The 19,566-nt window shown below is 45.7% G+C and carries 19 protein-coding genes; 9 read left to right on the forward strand and 10 right to left on the reverse strand.

The genetic code is table 11. The features are described from left to right. Positions 1 to 135 precede the first annotated feature (135 nt). Together I5M27_RS03770 and acs are read right to left on the reverse strand one after the other, a co-directional pair. Positions 136 to 795 (reverse strand): energy transducer TonB, encoded by a 660-nt coding sequence (locus tag I5M27_RS03770; RefSeq protein WP_200504678.1) that lies wholly within the window; start codon positions 793 to 795, stop codon positions 136 to 138. A 27-nt stretch (positions 796 to 822) separates the two neighbouring features. Beyond that, positions 823 to 2,742, reverse strand: a complete 1,920-nt coding sequence (acs, locus tag I5M27_RS03775; protein ID WP_200504679.1) for an acetate--CoA ligase — start codon at positions 2,740 to 2,742, stop codon at positions 823 to 825. Positions 2,743 to 3,014: 272 nt separating this feature from the next. Between acs and I5M27_RS03780 the strand changes: the two genes are divergently transcribed. Next, entirely contained in the window at positions 3,015 to 3,392 is a 378-nt protein-coding gene (locus I5M27_RS03780) for a VOC family protein (protein ID WP_200504680.1), read from the forward strand. Positions 3,393 to 3,585: 193 nt separating this feature from the next. Here the strand turns inward: I5M27_RS03780 and I5M27_RS03785 are convergent, their stop codons facing one another. The 3 genes from I5M27_RS03785 to I5M27_RS03795 all read right to left on the reverse strand — a co-directional run bounded on the left by I5M27_RS03785 (position 3,586) and on the right by I5M27_RS03795 (position 6,260). Beyond that, positions 3,586 to 4,359 (reverse strand): enoyl-CoA hydratase-related protein, encoded by a 774-nt coding sequence (locus I5M27_RS03785; RefSeq protein ID WP_200504681.1) that lies wholly within the window; start codon positions 4,357 to 4,359, stop codon positions 3,586 to 3,588. 91 nt (positions 4,360 to 4,450) lie between these two features. Continuing rightward, entirely contained in the window at positions 4,451 to 4,918 is a 468-nt protein-coding gene (locus I5M27_RS03790) for a hypothetical protein (protein WP_200504682.1), read from the reverse strand. An 82-nt stretch (positions 4,919 to 5,000) separates the two neighbouring features. Continuing rightward, positions 5,001 to 6,260, reverse strand: coding sequence for an aspartate kinase (locus I5M27_RS03795; RefSeq protein ID WP_200504683.1), 1,260 nt, complete (start codon positions 6,258 to 6,260; stop codon positions 5,001 to 5,003). A gap of 117 nt (positions 6,261 to 6,377) precedes the next feature. Between I5M27_RS03795 and fbp the strand changes: the two genes are divergently transcribed. After that, positions 6,378 to 7,397 (forward strand): class 1 fructose-bisphosphatase, encoded by a 1,020-nt coding sequence (gene fbp, locus I5M27_RS03800; protein WP_200504684.1) that lies wholly within the window; start codon positions 6,378 to 6,380, stop codon positions 7,395 to 7,397. A gap of 209 nt (positions 7,398 to 7,606) precedes the next feature. Here the strand turns inward: fbp and I5M27_RS03805 are convergent, their stop codons facing one another. Further along, a complete protein-coding gene (locus I5M27_RS03805) occupies positions 7,607 to 7,909 on the reverse strand; it encodes a hypothetical protein (protein ID WP_200504685.1) in 303 nt (100 codons plus the stop codon). 9 nt (positions 7,910 to 7,918) lie between these two features. On the opposite strand from I5M27_RS03805, the gene I5M27_RS03810 reads away from it, so the two are divergent. Further along, positions 7,919 to 8,500, forward strand: coding sequence for a porin family protein (locus tag I5M27_RS03810; RefSeq protein WP_200504686.1), 582 nt, complete (start codon positions 7,919 to 7,921; stop codon positions 8,498 to 8,500). 162 nt (positions 8,501 to 8,662) lie between these two features. Here the strand turns inward: I5M27_RS03810 and I5M27_RS03815 are convergent, their stop codons facing one another. From I5M27_RS03815 to I5M27_RS03830, 4 genes are all read right to left on the reverse strand, one after another. Further along, positions 8,663 to 9,190: a DUF5606 family protein gene (locus I5M27_RS03815; protein WP_200504687.1), complete on the reverse strand. Its 528-nt coding sequence runs from the start codon at positions 9,188 to 9,190 to the stop codon at positions 8,663 to 8,665. 102 nt (positions 9,191 to 9,292) lie between these two features. Beyond that, positions 9,293 to 9,772 (reverse strand): energy transducer TonB, encoded by a 480-nt coding sequence (locus I5M27_RS03820; RefSeq protein WP_200504688.1) that lies wholly within the window; start codon positions 9,770 to 9,772, stop codon positions 9,293 to 9,295. A 67-nt stretch (positions 9,773 to 9,839) separates the two neighbouring features. Continuing rightward, a complete protein-coding gene (gene yihA, locus I5M27_RS03825; protein ID WP_200504689.1) occupies positions 9,840 to 10,442 on the reverse strand; it encodes a ribosome biogenesis GTP-binding protein YihA/YsxC in 603 nt (200 codons plus the stop codon). Then, positions 10,432 to 10,701, reverse strand: coding sequence for a hypothetical protein (locus tag I5M27_RS03830; protein ID WP_200504690.1), 270 nt, complete (start codon positions 10,699 to 10,701; stop codon positions 10,432 to 10,434). Before I5M27_RS03830 ends, yihA begins: the two co-directional genes overlap by 11 nt. A 20-nt stretch (positions 10,702 to 10,721) precedes the next feature. Here I5M27_RS03830 and I5M27_RS03835 point away from each other — a divergent pair, with 20 nt between their 5' ends. The 6 genes from I5M27_RS03835 (at position 10,722) to I5M27_RS03860 (ending at position 19,547) form a co-directional block, all read left to right on the forward strand. Then, a complete protein-coding gene (locus I5M27_RS03835) occupies positions 10,722 to 12,629 on the forward strand; it encodes an OmpA family protein (RefSeq protein WP_200504691.1) in 1,908 nt (635 codons plus the stop codon). Between the two features lie 451 nt (positions 12,630 to 13,080). Continuing rightward, on the forward strand, positions 13,081 to 15,291 hold the full coding sequence (locus I5M27_RS03840) for an OmpA family protein (protein WP_200504692.1): 2,211 nt from the start codon (positions 13,081 to 13,083) through the stop codon (positions 15,289 to 15,291). Between the two features lie 123 nt (positions 15,292 to 15,414). Next, positions 15,415 to 16,137: a bifunctional demethylmenaquinone methyltransferase/2-methoxy-6-polyprenyl-1,4-benzoquinol methylase UbiE gene (gene ubiE, locus I5M27_RS03845; RefSeq protein WP_200504693.1), complete on the forward strand. Its 723-nt coding sequence runs from the start codon at positions 15,415 to 15,417 to the stop codon at positions 16,135 to 16,137. Continuing rightward, positions 16,086 to 16,835 (forward strand): type IX secretion/gliding motility protein PorT/SprT, encoded by a 750-nt coding sequence (porT, locus tag I5M27_RS03850; protein ID WP_200504694.1) that lies wholly within the window; start codon positions 16,086 to 16,088, stop codon positions 16,833 to 16,835. Before ubiE ends, porT begins: the two co-directional genes overlap by 52 nt. Positions 16,836 to 16,845: 10 nt before the next feature. Beyond that, positions 16,846 to 17,598 (forward strand): SDR family NAD(P)-dependent oxidoreductase, encoded by a 753-nt coding sequence (locus I5M27_RS03855; RefSeq protein WP_200504695.1) that lies wholly within the window; start codon positions 16,846 to 16,848, stop codon positions 17,596 to 17,598. Positions 17,599 to 17,600: 2 nt separating this feature from the next. Beyond that, positions 17,601 to 19,547, forward strand: coding sequence for a tetratricopeptide repeat protein (locus tag I5M27_RS03860; RefSeq protein ID WP_200504696.1), 1,947 nt, complete (start codon positions 17,601 to 17,603; stop codon positions 19,545 to 19,547). The last annotated feature ends 19 nt before the right edge of the window (positions 19,548 to 19,566 follow it).

A 19,566-nucleotide genomic window follows, 5' to 3' on the forward strand; every position in this document is an offset into this window, starting at 1 on the left:
GAAATTAAGAATTAGAAATTTCCAGAACGCGTAAGTACGCATGCCGAATAGGTTTGACACAAAGCTACGCCGGAAGGTTGGGAAAGGCAAGTTTTGGGCTTGGGTTTATTATTTGGGTTATTCAAAATAAAAGCCTTATTGAATAGAAAAATTAAAAGTTCTCTCCTGTGCTCCGGGTTCACAAGGATATCCATATTTTTTCGAATATTCGCCAAGTCTGGTAATCGCATCAATTGCAGCTTTATCGCATTCAGGAGACAAACTTTTTATTATCAATATATCTGTTATTAAACAATCGGGCTGAATTTTGTATCCAATTTTAACCTTACCTTCAATATTCTTTTTTGCAGCCGTTTCTGGGTAATTAATATCTGCTCTTATCTCCGGGTTCAAGTACTTTTTATTGGTGTAATCATACCGTTCTATAACTTGTCCGTTTTCTCTTCTGGTTTTCCAAACACCTATTTTTTTATCCTTCTGATAGTTTCCTTTCGATTTTATTATTGAAGGCTCAGAATACTCAACCCATTCTCCATTTTTCTTGCCATTCAAAAAGTTACCTCTTATTCTGATAAAAAAGTCAAGATTTTCTGGGTGGGAATGGTTAAAATCGGTTGGTTTAAAATAAGCAACATATTCGCCATGCTTGATGTTTTTATTAGATTTCAGTACCGAATAGCTTTCAAAAACTTCCTTCGAGCCCTTGAATTTAACAATAACGTGTTTGGTGGCTTGTGGAAGGGCTACGAAATTGCAGCTCAATAAAATAAACCAAACAAATAGTGATTGTTTCATAGTAAATACACACTGGTACAAGGAAAACTAAACTCCAGTTTTCCCCGCCAACCTCACCGCCCCCGCTTTAATTTCCTCTACCACTTCCGGATCCAGCAACGTAGAAGTATCGCCTAAATTCCCGGTTTCACCTTCCGCAATTTTTCTTAGAATACGCCGCATGATCTTGCCCGAACGGGTTTTGGGTAAATTGCTTACGATCTGGATTTTTTCCGGTCGCGCAATTGGTCCGATCATTTTCACCACCATTTCGTTGATTTCTGCTATCAGTTGTGCTTCGTTTTCCGGTTGCTTTTCACATATCACGTAGGCGTAAATGGCGTGGCCTTTAATGCTGTGCGGGTAACCTACCACGGCGCTTTCCACTACGTTCGGGTGTTCGTCTATCGCGCTTTCAATTTCGGCCGTGCCAAAACGGTGCCCGGAAACGTTAATTACGTCGTCTACGCGGCCCATGATGCGGTAATGGCCGTCCTGGTCACGTTTGCAGCCGTCGCCGGTAAAATAAAGATTAGGATACGTGGCAAAGTAATTCTGGCGGCAGCGTTCGTGATCGCCCCAGGTGGTGCGGAACATGCCCGGCCACGGAAATTTCAGGCACAAATTACCTTCTACGCCGTTGCCTTCAATTAAATTGCCTTCGTTATCTACCAGAACGGGTTGCACGCCGGGCAGCGGCAGCATGGCGTAACTTGGTTTGGTTGGCGTTATGCCGGCAATCGGAGAAATTAAAATGCCACCGTTTTCGGTTTGCCACCAGGTATCCACGATCGGGCAGCGTTTGCGGCCTACGTGTTCGTCGTACCAATGCCAGGCTTCTTCGTTTATGGGTTCGCCTACGGAGCCTAAAACTCGAAGGCTTTTCATTTCGAACTTTTGCGGAATTTGGGGCCCGAAGGCTTCCAGCGAACGAATGGCGGTTGGGGAAGTATAAAAAATATTCACGCCGTATTTCTCAATAATTTCCCAGTACCGGCCGGCATCAGGGTAAGTAGGAATACCTTCGAACATGAGCGTGGTGGCGCCGGCCAGTAACGGACCGTACACAATATAGGAATGCCCGGTGATCCAGCCAATGTCTGCGGTGCACCAGTAAATTTCGCCTTGCCGGTACTGGAAAACGTTGCGGAAGGTATAATCGGTATAAACCATGTAGCCGCCGGTAGTGTGCACCACACCTTTCGGTTTGCCGGTAGAGCCAGAGGTGTAAAGAATGAAAAGCGGATCTTCGGCATCAACGCTTACGACTTCGTTATTGGAATTTACTTCGTTCAGTTCGTCGTGCCACCACAGATCGCGGCCTTCGTGCATCGTAACTTCGGTGCCGGTGCGCCGCAAAACCAATACTTTCTCGATGGTTGGCGTCTGGGTTAAAGCCTCGTCGGCGATTGCTTTCAGCGGAGTAGTTTTGGCGCCGCGATAGGAAGCATCGGCCGTTAAAAGCATTTTGCAACCGCTGTCGTTAATTCTATCGGCTATGGCCTGGGCTGAAAAACCGGCAAAAACCACTGAATGGATGGCACCAATGCGGGCGCAGGCCAGCGTGGCAATAGCCAGTTCCGGCACCATGGGCAGGTAAATGCAAACGCGGTCGCCTTTGGAAATGCCATTGCGCAGCAGTATGTTGGCCAACTGACAAACCTTGATGTGCAGCTCAATGTAAGAAAGTACAATGTTGCCTTCGTTGGGGTCGTTGGGTTCCCAGATAATAGCGGGCTGGTCGCCGTGTACCTCCAGGTGCCGGTCCAGGGCATTTTCGGTGATGTTTAGCTGGCCGCCTTTAAACCATTCGATCTTCGGTTCCCGGAAATTCCAGTTCAGAATTTGATCCCACTTTTTGTGCCAGGTAAATTTTTCGGCTTTATCGGCCCAGAAGGCTTCCGGGTTTGCTACGCTGAGTTGGTACTGTTTTTCGTATTCGGCAAAAGAAGTGATGTCGGGCTGCATAGTCAAATTTGAAGATTTGGAAATTTGAAAATTTGAAACGGTAGGGAAAAGGCCTGAAAAAGTAATGCATACTCTAAAAAACCGGTTCCGGATTTGAAAAGTTAATAAGTTTTCGGGAAAAGATAACCGGGCAGGCCTGATTTTTTTGTCAGCAACCGGCTTGCTGTCAGAACATGGGGTTAAGAAATATTTAAAAGCAGGGAAGGGTTTGCCGAAGGTTCCGGAAAAACGCTATCTTGCTAACCTGAAAAACTAACCCCAAAATAATAATTATGAAATCCAATTACATTAACTGGTTCGAAATTCCGGTTACCGACATGAGCCGCGCTTCAAAATTCTACAACGAAGTTTTTGGTATTGAAGTGCAAGCGTTCCCTTACGGCGAAGATCAGGAAATGGGAATTTTTGCGCACACCCAGGAAACCGGCGTTGCCGGCGCGCTGGTAAAAGGGCAGGGCTACGAACCTTCTGCCAAAGGACCGTTACTTTACCTGAACGGCGGCGAGGATCTTTCAAACGCGTTAGCCAAAGTAGAAGCTGCCGGCGGCAGCGTGCTGATGGAAAAATTCCAGATATCTCCGGAAAACGGCTACATGGCTATTTTCCTGGATACCGAAGGCAATAAACTGGCTATGCATTCTATGAACTAGGATTTCCTGATCTGGAAATTTGAAGATTTGAAAATTTGGAGATGATCCGGTTTTCAAAAACAAAAGGCCCCTGATTTATTTCAGGGGCCTTTTGTTTTTGCGTTGCTGGCGCAAGTTACGCTTTGGCTTAACACTTGCGCCAGCAACTTAAGATTAGAAAACATTTTCAAATCTTCAAATTTCTAAATTTGAATTACTTTCCGGTAAACTGTGGCGCGCGTTTCTCCACGAAAGCGTTCATGCCTTCTTTCTGATCTTCGGAAGCAAAGCACATGTAGAAATTCTTCCGCTCAAAATACAAGCCTTCATCTAAACCGGTTTCAAACGAACGGTTCACGCTTTCTTTTGCCAGTTTAACGGCTACCGGACTCATTTTTGCAATTTCAGCGGCCAGTTTCAGGGCTTCTTCCAGATATAATTCCACGGGCACCACGCGGTTTACTAAACCGTGTTTTTCTGCTTCTTCGGCCGAAATAAATTTGCCGGTCAGCACCATTTCCATGGCTTTGGCTTTACCTAAGGCTTTGGTTAAACGCTGCGTGCCGCCGGCGCCCGGCATTACGCCAATTTTAATTTCCGGCTGACCAAATTGCGCGGTTTCCGAAGCAATGATCATGTCGCAGGTCATGGCCAGTTCGCAGCCGCCACCTAAGGCAAAACCAGAAACGGCGGCAATGATTGGTTTCTTCGTTTTCTTGATCTGATCCCAGGTAGAGAATTGGTCGATGTTGAACATATCGATTGCGGTTTTGCCGGCCATCTGTTTAATATCAGCACCGGCGGCAAAAGCGCGTTCGTTGCCGGTTAGTACAATAGCGCGCACGCTGTCATCGTCGTCGAGTTGTTTCAGTGCATCGCGCAGCTCGCCCATTAACTGTAAATTCAACGCATTCAGTTCTTTCGGACGGTTCAGCTCGATTAAGGCAACGTGTTCCTGGTGGTTTGGGGTAACTTTTATGAATTCCATAGTTTTAAATTTTTAGACATAGGTATCAAGACACAAGTATCAGGACTTTTTTAGGTAAAAACGCTAGCGTTTTCGGGGTTAAAGGTGGCGGTCATTTCATTTCGACATCTTTATATTTTTCGTCACCAAAACCTTCGCCAATATAGACATAATCAATTTTAGGGGTTCCTTTTTCATTAATAATGATCAGGCCAATATTGTCAACAGTATCTCCAGTAGGAGCCCAAACATAAGAAATTGAATACAAATTGTATTTTGAATTTTCTTTAATCACTCTTAAAGTTTCAGGCGTTTTAATATTCATGTCCTGAGCATTTAAGAAGGGATCCCAATCTAACTCATTCTCACGATATTGCTTTTCCAGGAAAGAAACTAGTCTACTAGTACAGTAAGATTTTAATATTGAATCTCTTTTCGAAATGCTTTCAGCTTCTTTTGAAAGCTCCCCATTATACTCTTGGTAAAATTTCTTAATAAAAAGAATATCTTCCTTCTCTGTACTTAAATTATTACATCCGCAGATAAATTGAAGTATGATAACAAAAAGAAAATTCTTCATCAATTTAAATTTAAAGGAACCTGAATCAAAACTACTACTTATTGGGTGAGGTTTCTCCCTGTGGTCGAAATGACGCGGAATATTAAGCCCGGCAGGCAAACTGGTACGTATTCCGGGTCCGTTGCTCGAGCAATATTTCTTTACCGGAAGTCAAATTCCGGATGCTTTCCGAATCGTAGTTTTTGATGGTGAAAAGTTGCAGTGAAATGTTGTATTGAATTACGAATTGATCGCGCAGGGTTTCCATGAGTTTTTCCATCCTGGCGCCGTGGTAATCGGTGCAGATAGAAAAGGAAATGGCGGAATTCTGCATCAGGTTTATTTTAATGCGCAGCTCGGAAAGTACGTGAAAAATGGTGCTTAAATTCTGCTCCGAAATAAACGAAAAATCTTTCACCCCGAAGGAGATGAGGCATTGGTTCTGCTTTAAAATAAACGCCGGCGCCAGTTTTTCGTGCGGACAATTTCCGATGCGCGTTCCTTCACTCTCCGGATCCAGAAACGATTTTACGAATAACGGAATCTGCCGGTCGGCCAGCGGTTTTATGGTTTTAGGGTGAATAACCGAAGCGCCGTAATAAGCCATTTCAATGGTTTCCTGGTAGGAGATCTGCGGGTAGCGCACCGTATTTGAGAAAATCTTCGGATCAGCGTTGAGTAAACCGGCCACATCTTTCCATATCGTCATACTTTGGGCTTTGAGGCAATAAGCAAAAATGGCTGCGCTGTAATCTGAACCTTCGCGGCCAAGCGTAGTAGTTTGCCCGTCGGAGGTGCCACCAATGAAGCCCTGGGTAACAATGATCTGGTTTTTTAGCATTTCCGGCAGGTCGCGCTGGATCAGTTTTTCGGTCCAGGTCCAGTCTACTTTGCCTTCGCGCCAGGTGCTGTCGGTCTGGATATATTTGCGGCAATCGAGCCACATGGCCGGCAGGTTTTCGGCTTTCAGGAAATGATGGAGCAGGGTAGAAGCCAGCAATTCGCCGAAGGAAATGACCTGGTCGTACTGCTGATCGAATTTATCGGGAACCAGGTTCTGCAGTTTTTCTTCGAGCTCCACAAATAAATGTTCCAGCGCCTCGTAAACCGGGTTTCCTTTTTCCGGAAATAATTCCTGGGTCACCGAAAAATGGTAGGTTTTTAAGGCAAAAAAGTCGGAGGAATAGTTTTGCTGCTGATGTGCCAGGCCGAAAATGGTTTCCAGAGCGTTGGTAGTTTTGCCAATAGCCGAAACCACGATCAGCAATTGCCCCGAAACGCTATGCTTTTGAACGATAAAACTAACGTTCCGGAAAGCAGCTGCATCTTTTACCGAAGCGCCGCCGAACTTGAAAACCTGCATGTTTACTAAAATTATGAAGCTGTAAATGTAGAAAGCTTGGTTTTATCGCGCAAATAATTATATTTTTGTGGCATCAATCACTTGCTAACATAACTCCCAGTTTTTATTCCCAGACAAATGGATAATAAGGATACCAAAATTGCGCTTCCTGTCGGAACGACGCTCGACCGCTTTATCATGCGCAAACAGGAAGATTTCCCGTATGCCACCGGCGAACTTTCCCAATTGCTCCGCGACATTGCCTTGGCTTCTAAAATTGTGAACCGCGAAATTAACCGTGCGGGCCTGATGGATATTGCCGGCGCATTTGGCAGCCAGAACGTGCAGGGTGAAGATCAGCAGAAACTCGACGTAATTGCCAACATTCGCTTTATCCGGGCATTCCGCAACGGCGGTGAAGTTTGCACCATTATTTCGGAGGAAGACGAAGAAATTATACAGACCGGCAACCCGGATGGTAAATACATCGTGGCCATGGACCCGCTCGATGGTTCTTCCAACATCGACGTGAACGTTTCGATCGGTACTATTTTCTCGATCTACCGCCGGAAATCGGCAACGGGTTGTGATGGAGACCTGACCGATTGTTTACAAAAAGGCGTGGAGCAGGTGGCAGCCGGTTACGTAATTTATGGTTCTTCTACCATGCTGGTTTACACTACCGGCAACGGCGTAAACGGCTTTACTTACGAGCCATCTTTAGGTGAATTCTTCCTCAGCCACCCGGACATCGTAACGCCGAAAACGGGTAAAATCTACTCTATAAACGAAGGCGGTTACAATTCTTTCCCGCAGGGCATTAAAGATTACGTAGAGTATTGTAAATCAAATGAATACTCGGCCCGCTACATTGGTTCTCTGGTTGCCGATTTCCACCGGAACTTATTGAAAGGCGGTATCTATCTTTATCCGCCAACGGCTAAAGCACCAAACGGCAAGCTGCGCTTAATGTACGAAGCAAACTCCCTGGCTTTCATCGTAGAACAGGCCGGCGGAAAAGCAACCGATGGTAAAAACCGGATCATGGAGATCGAGCCAACTTCGCTGCATCAGCGTTGCCCGCTGGTGATCGGTTCTGCTGAAATGGTAGATAAAGTAAAAGAAGTATTAACCCAGGCGGAAGCCGCTTTGGTTTAGATTCTAAATAATTTTGAAATGAAAAACAGCGCTGCATATTTTGTAGCGCTGTTTTTTTGTGCCTTTACATTATGGCACACTTCCCGTTTTGGAGGGGTAGGGTAGGATTTTTTTGCGTTATCAGATAATGATAAACCCGGAACGCTTCGTGCTATATGCTTCCCAATGCCAATTTTAAAGGAAACTGCGGATCGCCAACAGAAATTTTTCTAACTTTGATAGCGGCGGCGGAATTCCATTTTTTGCTTTTCGCGCTCAATTACCAGGCGGGCTACATTTTCGGCAATCTGGCGCGAATCGTCGGCGAGTAAAGCCTGGCGGAGCAATTTTTCGCTCACATCGTGGCGGTATAAAATGCCGAAAAGTTTCTGCGTGTTGGTTTGCAGCAAGGTGGCGATGGCCAGCGTCAGAATTTCCAGCAATTCGTTTTCCGGCATTAACTTGCGCCTAAGCTTGAGCCCGAAATTCTGGTTAATGGTTTGCAGCAAAGTTTTATCGAGGTTATCTTTCAAAATTACGCTATGAAAAAAGTACTTACCATTTTTACGTTCCTGAGTTTTTTCCTGTTCGGCCATACCGTTTCGGCTCAGAATATCCGCAATGCCATTGTAATCGGCGCCAGCGCTTCGCAGATAGACGGCGATGCGATGAGCGGTTTTAATAAAGGCGGGCTGGTTTTCGGCGGCAGCTCCAATTTCAAAATTACCGATAAATTTAGTTTTCAGCCCGAAATTTTATGGCTCCAGAAAGGCAGCAAAACCAGCAACCGCGATAGCCTGGTGTACACCAAGTGGCGTTTAAATTATGTTTCGGTGCCGGTTTTACTTAATTATAAGATCCAGCCGCGGTTTACCCTGCAGGCTGGTATCACTGCCGATTACCTGATCGATGCCAAACTGGACGATGGCGGCGGTTTTTTTGAGCGTACGGCCGACCTTGAAAGATTCGACCTGAATTATACCGGCGGCATTGAATACAAGATCGGCGATAACTTTTCGGCCAATGCGCGCTACCAGTATTCTTTTTTCTGGCTCGATGACCTGCATTTTAAAAACAGCAACGTGCTGGTTACGCTGCGTTTCTATTTGGGCGGAAGGGAATAATTTCAGAGTTCTGGTGCCCGAAACCATAGCGTTTTTTTTCGATTGTTTGAATTTTTGAAGTTCGAATATTCGATTTATTATCGGATTGTCTTACCCTGGAATCCGGAACGCACGAATAGTATTTGGCCGCAAAACGCTACCGTTTTTAAACAAAAAAGTCTGCTATTCAGCAGACTTTTTTGTTTTCTTTGGCTTAGCTTCGGCTTTCGCTTCTTCTTCGCCGGCTTCAACTTTTTCAGCTTTGGCCTTGGTTTTCTTTGCCGGTTTTTCTTCTGCTTCAGGCTGCGCAGCTGCTTCGGTAAAGGTCAGGTGTTTTTTTACGAGCAAATACCAGCTGGCAATTTTCTTAATGTCAGACATGTAAACGCGTTCGCGGTCATAATCCGGCAGGATCTTTTCCATGAAAGCGGTCAGTTCCTGGCTCGAAGATTTCGCATTAACCGGAATGTTCTCACCAAATTGCTGATTGATATTATCGAAAATATCAGTTAACGGAACCGTTACATCCGGATCGTTGGTATAAATGGAAATTTCGTGCAACAATGAAATGCGGTGTTTGGCTTGTGCCGCCGAACGAACCGGATTATCGGCAAGCGTTTCGATAATTACGCCGCTACGGGTAGGGCTTAAAATGCGGTACAAACCTGGCATACCGGAAATAGAAGCAATTTCTCTTAAATCAACAGGCATAGATTAATTAGAAAATTAGAAAATGTGGAAATTTGAAAATGAACGCCGGAATCTACAAAGCTGCATCTTCAAATTGTAGATAGATTCCCGAGGTCTAAAAAGTTATAGTTTGAAATTAACCGGAACGCTGGATTGTACGCTGTAACCCGGCGCATTGAATTTCAGTAGTCTTACCACGCGTAACGCTTCTTCGCCGGTGCCCGCACCCATGTTTTTCAGAATGCGCATGTTGGTGGTAGTCCCGTCGGGGTTTAACGTTACCGATACAATGCACTGGCCCTGAATACGGTTGCGTTTGGCCATAGGCGGGTACTGGATGTTCTTGTTAATAAATTCGTACATAGCTGCCTGGCCGCCTTCGTAATACTGGGCAATCGGAATAGCTTTATCGGCCCCTTTTCCGCCGGCTTTATCCTGACCGGGCGCAATTGGTTCCGGCGATTTTTGGGGCGTGCCCTGCGCGTTTTCTTCCGCCGGGGTTTCAGTTTTAACTTTAACTTTTGTTTTGGTTTCGGACTGGGCCGAGGCATTAAGCGATAAAAAAGCGAAGCCTGCGGCCGCCAGAATTACTTTTACTTTCATGTTAAATACAGTTTTATTAAGATTGAGCTTGTGCAGAAGGTCCCAATTTTAATGCCAATTTAATATTTTATTCGGATACTTGTTTGTTCGTAGCGTCTATAAAATCCAAAATTTCGTCGCGGCCGGCTTTTTCTGCCGACGAGGTTTTGAATATCTGCGGCAGTTCTTCCCAGGTTTCGCGCATTTTACGCGAAAATGCGGCAATATTCTGGTCCGTTTTTACAGCCGATTGTTTGTCGGTTTTCGTAAACACCAGCACAAACGGAACTTCGAGGGCACCTAAAAGCTCAATAAATTCCAGATCGGAAGCCTGGGGTTCGTGCCGGGAATCGATGAGTACGAATACGCAGATCAGGTTGGTGCGGAGCCGCATATATGCCCGGATCATTTTGCCCCATTTCTCGCGGCTGTCTTTGCTTACTTTGGCCCAACCGTAGCCCGGCAGATCGACCAGGTACCACGATTCGTTGATCAGGAAGTGGTTTATTAGCTGGGTTTTACCGGGGAAAGAAGATGTCTTTGCCAGTTTATTGCGGTTGGTAAGCATGTTTATGAGCGACGACTTACCCACGTTGGAACGGCCAATAAAGGCATATTCCGGCAGGTTTGTTTGCGGACATTTATCTACCTGGGTGTTGCTGCAAATAAACTGGGCATCTTTAATGATCATGGTGTAATAAAATAGGTGAGGGCAGGCTTGCCACAACAAACTTACTCAAATCCGGCGGCATTACTAAATTAAAGCAGGCAGAACCCTGCGCGGATTTATTTAGTAACATAAATGTTTTTTTTATTGAACGGCGAAAATCTGTTGTTAATTTCGGTTTTTTATCTGCAAATTGAACCGGCATAAATGGCAGTGTGCCTGAAAGTATTTTGGATGAAATTGGATAACATGAAAATTTTACGTCGCGTACTTTTTCTGGCAATTTGCCTGTGCTTTTTCGTTGTGGCTACTTCTCAGGCCCAGACCCCCAAAAAAATCATTAAAAAAGCCGACAAAGCTTTTTTTAACGATGAATCAGACAAAGCACTTGCGCTCTATGAGCAGGCCCTGGCTTCAAACCCCGATAACATAAGAGTGAATTACCGGCTTGGGTTACTTTATCTGCAATTCAAACAGCCTCATAAAGCCATTCCGGTTTTACAAAAAGCTACCAAACTTTCGCCTAAATATAATCCGGAATATACCCTGAACCTGGCGCAGGCTTACCAGTTAAACGGAAATTTCGAGGAAGCCATAAACCAGTACCAGGCAGCGCTGGCCAATACCAGTAAACGAAAAGAGCTTGAAATAGAGGGCCTGAATAAAAAGATCACGGAATGCGTTTCCGGTCAGCATTTAAGATCGTTACCCACTACTGCGGAGGTCCGCATGCTGCCGGGCGAACTGAATTCCGCTGCTTCCGATCACGCCCCGATCCTTTTCAATAACGACAGATCGCTGCTTTTTACCTCCAGCCGGCAGGCAAAACCAGCAAAAAGACCCGACGAGAATATTTATGTTTCGGAATTTGACGGACAGAACTGGTCAATCCCCAAAGCTTTTTCAAAACCCGTAAACACTTCCGGTCACGACGCTGCGGCGGGCATTTCTGCCGATGGCAATACGCTTTATATATACAGGTACGAAAACGGCGGTGATATTTATCAGCTGAAAAGAACCGGTACCACCTGGGGAGAGCCTGAAGAAATGCCGGAACCAATCAATTCGGAATTTTACGAACCGTCTATTTTTATTACCGCCGATAACCAGTTTGCCTTTTTTGCCAGCGACCGTTACGATAGTTTCGGCGGCCTGGATCTGTACATAACCTTGCGCCAGCCCGATGGCAGCTGGAGCGAAGCCATGAACCTGGGGCCCAATATCAATACCGAATACGATGAAGATGCTCCGTTTGTATCCCCCGATGGCTTAACGCTGTATTTCAGTTCGCGCGGACATAACAGCATGGGGGGCTACGATATTTTCAGCTCCAATTCCGAAGGCGCCACCTGGACGAAAGCCCGCAACCTCGGTTTTCCGGTCAATTCGCCTTTCGATGATATTTACCTGGTAACCATTGCCAATGGCAACCAGGGATTTTTTAGTTCCGACCGGGTTGGCGGCGCAGGAGACAAAGATCTTTACGGCGTTACTTTCCGCAGCGCAGTTGCTACCGATTCTTTAATTGCCGCTACTGAACCGGAAACGGTAAAAGACACGCTGGTAGCTACGGCCCGGCCAGACACGCAAACGATAATGCTGCGCGGAAAAGTTACCGAGGCAGGTTTAGGAGCGCCGCTGGCAGCCCAATTGGTTCTCACAGAAGTAAGCCAGAACCAGAACCCGATCTATGCCAATGCCGACAGCCTTTCTGGCGGTTACCAGTTTGTAGTAGACAAAGGAAAAAAGTATAATCTTGTGGCCCGGAAAGAAGGGTATTTTTACGCCACCGAGAACCTGAACTTCCCCGAAAATTTTTTGGACGATACCGTAGCTAAGAACTTCGCGCTGAAGAAAATCAAAACCGGAGCTAAACTGGTACTTAATAATCTGTTCTTTGAATACAACAGCGATCAACTCACCATGAGCTCCCGCGATGAATTAAACCGCCTCTACGATCTGATGGTAGATAATTCAGGACTGAGCGTTGAGATATCCGGCCACACCGATAGCCGCGGTAGCGCTGCTTATAACCAGGCCTTATCGCTGAAGCGCGCCAAAGCTGTGGTGAACTACCTGAATGAAAAAGGAATTTCGGAAGCAAGATTAAAAGCAGTAGGGTATGGAGCCCAGAAACCGATAGCCACCAATAAAACAGAAAAGGGCCGCAAACAAAACCGCCGTACCGAATTTAAAGTGCTTCAAAAATAGGCCGGAAAATGAAAACGAAGGAACTGTGGATAAATAAATATTTAATATAGTCTATCTGAAATATAAGTGGCCTGTTTTTTGCAGGCTCAGAATCTGCTTTCTTTTCAGGAATTAGAGTTTTTTATCTCAAAATCCTACCGTTTTTAAACGCCTGAACCTTAATTTGGTAAGTGGGCTTTGGCAGGAAATTAAGAATTAGTAGCTAAAAATTAGTAACCAAATTGGCCGGAAACTAGTAACGTAGGCAAAATGCTGTGCGCTACTTCAACCAGAATTGAAAATTACAAGGGCAGCTGCTTTTACAGCGCCTTAGCGACTTAAGGATAGTTTTTTTATATATATTATAACCTATATGTTGTATTAATAGTATAGGAGGTTACAAAGTTCAGTTCATAAATTTTTAAATAAATACTCTATTAAACGTACACGCTACAAATTAACTACTTACAACATGGATAACGCAGTCAGAATACTCAGAAAGACTACTTTCCTTTTCGTGCTTACCCTTTGTGCCACAGCTTCGGCTTTTGCGCAAAGTACCCGCAAGCTTATGAAGGATGGTAATAAGTTTTTCGAAAATGAGAATTACCGCGCAGCCCTTCCTTTTTATGAAAAAGTATTGGCCAAGGAACCTAATAACGAAACTGCCCTGTTCCGGGCAGGTGTTAGCTACATGGCTTTCGATAAGGAAAAAGCCAGCGATTATATTTACAGAGCGCAGAAGCTGAAGCCAAAAGTGTCGAAGGATGTGGAATACTGGTTGGGCCGTGTAGATCATATCAACTACCGTTTCGACGATGCTATTAACCACTACAAGGCATACGATGCCACGCTGAAGAAGAAAAAGGATTCCCGGAAAGCTGAAATTGCCATGCTGATCCAGCAAAGCAGAAACGCGAAAGATCTTTTCAATAAGCCAAAAGATATTTTCGTGAAAAACCTGGGGCCGACCATCAACTCGCAATATTCGGAGCATAGCCCGGTAATTTCTGCAGATGATAACTACCTGCTCTTTACTTCGCGCGGCGAAGGCGTAACCGGTGGTAAAACTGCTGCTGACGGTGAGTATTTTGAAGATATTTTTGAAGCCAGACGTTTAGGTCCGGATGAGTGGGAGCAGCCTCGTTCTTTGAGCAGCTCGCTTAACGGTAAAGGCCACGACGCTTCTATCCAGATCTTCGATAACGACACCAAGCTTTTAATGTATCGCCAGGATGAGAACGGAGATATTTTCTATTCCGAAAAAGTTGATAACAACTGGACGAACCCTAAGAAACTGAACAACAACATTAATACCAAGGCGTTTGAGAGTGATGCTTTCATTACCCCGGATGGCCGTACTATGTATTTCTCTACCTCGCATTATTCTGAGAACGGTGACCTGGATATTTACGTTTCGCAGCGTGCAGAAGGCGGCGACTGGGGTAAACCAACCTCTATCGGAACCACGATCAATACGCAATACGACGATGACAGCCCGTATTTGAGCAAAGACGGCAAAACGCTTTACTTCTCTTCGCGCGGCCATAATACCATGGGTGGTTACGATATCTTCATGACCAAATATGATTCGGTAGCCCGCAAATGGACAAAACCAGAAAATATGGGTTACCCGGTAAACACGCCGGATGATGATACTTACTATCGTTTGAGCCCGGATGGCAGCTATGCTTATCTTTCTTCTTACCGCATTGGCGGCTACGGCGAAAAAGATATTTACACCATTAACTACATCCGCAACGTAACCATTAAAGGCCAGGTATTCTCAATGCGCGACAGCTCAACAATCCCGGGTGTAGAACTGGTATTTAACAGCCAGACTGCCGATAAAAGAGCCATCAGCTACCGCGATATTACCAAGCCGGATTCCGGCAACTACAGCGTAAACGTGCTTTCCGGCCGTAAATATTCGGTGGTAGTTACCAAAGACGGAAAGAACATTACTACCGAAGAATTTGATGTGCCGGTGGTAACCAACGATACCACTACCATTGTTAAGAATTTCTACGTGCCTTACGAAGACTCTTCGATGGTAGCCCGTGCGATGAAGTTCAAAAACATTTACTTCGATACCGACAAGTATAAACTGCGTCCGGAATCTGTAAGAGAACTTGATAACATTGCATCGGTACTGAAAGCGAACCCGCAAGTGAATATCTCTATTGAAGGCCACTGCGATAGCCGCGCTACCGACGAATACAACATGGTATTAGGCGATAACCGCGCGAAAGCCGCTTATGAATACCTGCGCAAAAAAGGTGTTTCTCAGGCTCGTATGGTAACTGTGAGTTACGGCGAGCGTCGTCCGGCAGTAGAAAACGATTCTCCTGAAAACATGCAGCTGAACCGCCGTACCGAGTTTATTGTATTGAACCAGCCTAGCCGCAGCACAACCGGCGCAGGTGCAGGAACCATGAACCGTGGAACTACTTCCGGCAGCGGAACCCAGCAAAATATCCGTCCGGCTACCGGCGTAATGGAAAACGGTACCATGAAAGTGAAAACTTCTAAGTCCGGCGAAACCAAGATCAAGATCGAGAACGGTAAAAACGAACAGAAGATCGAGATCGAAAAAGACGGTGAGATCAAAACCAAAGGTAAAGTTAAAAGCGGCGAAGACGACAAAGTGAAATATAAGTCAGAAACCGAACCTAAAAAATAACCGCTGAAAAAGCAGAATCAACAAAAACGGGCTAAACGAAAGTTTAGCCCGTTTTTTTACAACATATTTTAGTAATTGTAGTTAAGGGAATTGTATTTTTGTGCTTCAAGCAAAATTTAGCCCATGGCGGTAGTTCCGTATAAAGATGCCCCTGATTCGAAAAAGAACCAGGTAGCGCAGATGTTTAACAGTATTGCAGGCAAGTACGATTTCCTGAACCATTTTCTGAGTGCCGGCGTGGATATTTACTGGCGCAAAAAGGCTATCGGTTTGCTGCAAAAAAGTAAGCCCAAGCAAATTCTGGACATTGCCACCGGTACCGGCGATCTGGCCATTGAAGCCCTGAAAGTACATCCGGATAAAGTTACCGGCGTAGATATTTCGGAAGGCATGCTGGCCGTGGGGCGGGAAAAAATGCAGAAAAAAGGCCTTGCCGGTAAAATAGAACTGCTTTCCGGCGATTCGGAGAATCTGCAATTTAAAGCTGATTCTTTCGATGCCATAACCTGTGCTTTTGGCGTGCGCAATTTCGAAAACCTGGAAAAAGGACTTTCGGAGATGAACCGCGTACTAAAACCGGGGGGCAGAGTCGTTATACTGGAGTTCTCGAAGCCCACGGCTTTCCCGATGAAACAAGCTTATAACTTTTATTTTAAAAATATTCTGCCGGTTTTTGGGAAAATGATCTCCAAAGACCAGTCGGCTTATACTTACCTGCCGGAATCGGTGCAGGCTTTCCCGGATGGAAAAGCTTTTCTGGGCATTCTGGATAAAGTAGGTTTTAAGCAAACCCAATGGCAGTCACTTACTTTCGGAATATGCTCAATTTACACCGCTGTAAAGTAGTTTTCAGCTTCATTTTAGTACTGTTTTCTACAGTAGCTATTGCTCAGAAAGATCAGAAGATCAGCGGGAAAAACCTGCCGAATTACGATAACCGCAAAATGCACTATGGGTTTTACCTGGGTGCTACGGCTTCGCGTTTTAACGTAGATTATTCCGACGAATACATCCAGCGCCTGCAGGTGGCCGATTCTTCCGGGTTACGCGCGGCTAACCCTAAAACTACGCCCGGATTCACGCTTGGGTTTGTGCTTAGCCGGCAGTTAGGCGATTATTTTACGATCCGTTTCCTGCCCGGCGTTGGTTTTTATAACCGCCAGATAGAATTTGAGGATAACGGCGAGCTGGTGAACCAGGAAGTGCCGAGCACCACGGTGCATTTGCCTTTCCTGTTTAAATACATGTCGAAACGCCGGCAGAATACGCGAATGTATTTTGTAGCGGGTGTAACTCCAAGCATAGACATGGGTGGCAGCAAACGCGGCGAACGGATTGATAATAAACTGCGGGTAGATAAAAATAATTTTCAGATCGAATATGGCGTAGGGGTTGACCTGTTTTATCCTTTCTTTAAATTTGCCCCGGAAATTCGGGTTGCCCACGGGGTGCCCAATATTCTGATAACCGATAATAACCCCTACAGCCGGAGCTTTCAGAATTTAAGAACTACCACGGTTACGCTTTATCTTAATTTCGAATAAGACTTTTGACATGCCAAACCCTACCGTTTTTATTACCGGTGCCACTTCGGGCATTGGCCGTGCCACGGCGCTTTTACTCGGTAATGCAGGCTTCAGAATTATTGCTGCCGGCCGCCGGACCGAACGCCTGGAAGAACTGAAAACTTTGCTCCCGGCAGGGAATGTGCACACCCTGGAATTTGACGTGCGCGATAAAGCGGCCGTAAAAAACGCTATTGAAACGCTGCCGGAAACCTGGAAAAACATTGACGTGCTGATCAACAATGCCGGTAACGCGCACGGACTTTCTGATATTCAGAATGGCAATGTGGACGATTGGGATCTGATGATCGATATTAACGTGAAAGGTCTCTTGTACGTGAGCCGCGAAATTATTCCGGGTATGATTGCTAATGGCGGCGGTCGCATCATTAACATCGGTTCTATTGCGGGCAAGGAAGTTTACCCGAACGGGAACGTATATTGTGCCAGCAAATTTGCCGTAGATGCGCTTTCCAAAGCTATGCGGTTAGATCTGCTGAAAGAAGGTATTATGGTGTCGGAAATTAACCCGGGCATGGTAGAAACCGAGTTTTCGGAAGTGCGCTTTAAAGGCGATAAGGAGAAAGCGGCGCAAACCTATAAAGGAATGGAACCGCTGCGCCCGGAAGATATTGCTGACGTGATCCATTTTACTTTAACCCGCCCGAAACACGTAAACCTGGCCGATATTCTAATTTTGCCGGCGGCACAGGCAAGCACCACGCTAAGCATCCGTAAATAATAATGAAGCTTTTTAGGAACTGGAATACGAAAGAATGGGCCGTTTTTGCAACGGCCTGTTTGTTTATATCGGCCTGCGTTTTTATAGGCTGCTCCGGAAACGGTAGCAAAAATGAGGAGAAAACTGCTGCTACGGTTTCGCAAACCGGTTATCTGAACCACAGCCATGAAGTGCATTATACGGGCATGAAAAGCTGCGTTTCCTGCCATCAGGACATTTACCAGACTTACCTGGAAACCGGAAAAGCGCGTTCCTTTCACCTGCCGGACCCAAAAGACCAGATCGAGAATTTTGCAGCCAAACCGGTTTACGATAAATTCTCCGACCTGAGCTACACGGCGTTCTGGCAAGGCAATGATATGTACATTTCCGAATTCCGTTTGCAGGGCAAAGACACGGTGCATTACCGCGCTGAAAAAATTGATTTTGTAATTGGCTCCGGAAACCAGACGCGCTCCTATATTTTTGAAAGTAACGGGTATTTCTATGAAATGCCGATAACCTGGTACGTGGGGAAAAAGATCTGGGACCTGAGCCCGGGCTATGAAAACGGCGCCAATTCCGGTTTCAGCCGCACCATTGGGCAGCAGTGTTTAGAATGCCATAATTCCGATAATAAATTCGTAGAAAATTCGGTAAATAAATTTACGAGCGTAGGCTTAGGTATGAGTTGCGAAAAATGCCACGGCCCCGGCGAAGCGCACGTAAAACTGATGCAGCAAGGTTCGAAGGAAAGTATTAAAAACAGCATCGATTACAGCATTGTAAACCCTGCGCATTTGCCTATTCAATTGCAGTTCGATGTTTGCCGGCAATGCCACCTGGAAGGGTTAACGGTACCGAAAATGAATAAAAAACTCGTAGATTTCCGGCCGGGTTTGCCGCTGAACAGTTTTGTAGATGTGTTCATTCCGGTGCAGAATATGAGCGTTCCGGCCTTTGGTTTTGCTTCGCACGCAGAACGTTTGCAGCAAAGCCCTTGCTTTATTGGTTCGGGCGAAAAACTGACTTGTAATACCTGCCACGATCCGCACAAAGCCCTGAAAGGCAATTCGCTGCTGTTTTACGACGAAAAATGCCAGGGCTGTCACGCGCCCGAAAAAATGGTAGACCCGCACAAGAACGTGAAAATTGCCGGTCAGAACTGCGTAACCTGCCACATGCCAAAATCGGGCACTACCGATATTCCGCACGTTTCCAGCACCGATCATTTTATCCGGAAAAAAGCGGAAACCGAGCCGATCACCGTTTCTAAAAACCGGCTGGTTTCGTTCAAGAGCTTTACTTCCAAAGAAAATTTATCGGAAACGGACCGCAGCCATTTGCTGGCCAACATGCTGTACTTCGAGCAGAATGAGCAGAACCCGGAATACCTGGCGCGCATTGTAAAGTTTCAGAAAAACCTGGACCGCGACGAACAAATAAAACTGGCTTACCTGCGTAAAGCTGCTCCCGAACCGGAATGGAATAACCTGACGCCGGCGCAGATATCTGAACCATACACGGCATTTTATTTGTCGCAATTATTCCGGAATAACCCGGAAAACGCTATTGCTTTTGCCCAAAAAAGTACGCAACTGGCACCCGCCAATTTAGATTTCCGTTTCCGGCTGGCTGAACTTTACGACGATTTCGGGCAGAAGCAACTGGCCGAGGAAAACTACCGCCAGGTACTGCAAATGGAACCTGGCTATAAAATGGCGCTGCTCAATTTAGGGTTCCTGCTCAGTCAGCACGGCGATTTTAAAAACGCGATAGATTTAACCGAAAAAGCCATAAAAGCTGACCCGAATTACACCCGCGCCTACGAAAACCGGATCAATATTCTGCTGCAAACCGGCCAGTTTCCGAAAGGGTTGGATGAACTGAGTAAACTGATCCGTAAATTCCCGCAAAACGCTAATTATAAAGCCCTTAAAAGCAGGGTGGAGGAAGCGATGCGGAATTAATGTGCTGATGTGTTGATTG

The organism is Adhaeribacter terrigena (assembly GCF_016623615.1).
Classification (GTDB): Bacteria; Bacteroidota; Bacteroidia; order Cytophagales; family Hymenobacteraceae; genus Adhaeribacter_A; species Adhaeribacter_A terrigena.

Coding starts and splice junctions, on each gene's coding strand:
- I5M27_RS03770 (WP_200504678.1), bottom strand. CDS start 795: ATGAAACAATCACTATTTGTTTGGTTTATTTTATTGAGCTGCAATTTC.
- acs (WP_200504679.1), bottom strand. CDS start 2,742: ATGCAGCCCGACATCACTTCTTTTGCCGAATACGAAAAACAGTACCAA.
- I5M27_RS03780 (WP_200504680.1), top strand. CDS start 3,015: ATGAAATCCAATTACATTAACTGGTTCGAAATTCCGGTTACCGACATG.
- I5M27_RS03785 (WP_200504681.1), bottom strand. CDS start 4,359: ATGGAATTCATAAAAGTTACCCCAAACCACCAGGAACACGTTGCCTTA.
- I5M27_RS03790 (WP_200504682.1), bottom strand. CDS start 4,918: ATGAAGAATTTTCTTTTTGTTATCATACTTCAATTTATCTGCGGATGT.
- I5M27_RS03795 (WP_200504683.1), bottom strand. CDS start 6,260: ATGCAGGTTTTCAAGTTCGGCGGCGCTTCGGTAAAAGATGCAGCTGCT.
- fbp (WP_200504684.1), top strand. CDS start 6,378: ATGGATAATAAGGATACCAAAATTGCGCTTCCTGTCGGAACGACGCTC.
- I5M27_RS03810 (WP_200504686.1), top strand. CDS start 7,919: ATGAAAAAAGTACTTACCATTTTTACGTTCCTGAGTTTTTTCCTGTTC.
- I5M27_RS03815 (WP_200504687.1), bottom strand. CDS start 9,190: ATGCCTGTTGATTTAAGAGAAATTGCTTCTATTTCCGGTATGCCAGGT.
- I5M27_RS03820 (WP_200504688.1), bottom strand. CDS start 9,772: ATGAAAGTAAAAGTAATTCTGGCGGCCGCAGGCTTCGCTTTTTTATCG.
- yihA (WP_200504689.1), bottom strand. CDS start 10,442: ATGATCATTAAAGATGCCCAGTTTATTTGCAGCAACACCCAGGTAGAT.
- I5M27_RS03840 (WP_200504692.1), top strand. CDS start 13,081: ATGGATAACGCAGTCAGAATACTCAGAAAGACTACTTTCCTTTTCGTG.
- ubiE (WP_200504693.1), top strand. CDS start 15,415: ATGGCGGTAGTTCCGTATAAAGATGCCCCTGATTCGAAAAAGAACCAG.
- porT (WP_200504694.1), top strand. CDS start 16,086: ATGGCAGTCACTTACTTTCGGAATATGCTCAATTTACACCGCTGTAAA.
- I5M27_RS03855 (WP_200504695.1), top strand. CDS start 16,846: ATGCCAAACCCTACCGTTTTTATTACCGGTGCCACTTCGGGCATTGGC.
- I5M27_RS03860 (WP_200504696.1), top strand. CDS start 17,601: ATGAAGCTTTTTAGGAACTGGAATACGAAAGAATGGGCCGTTTTTGCA.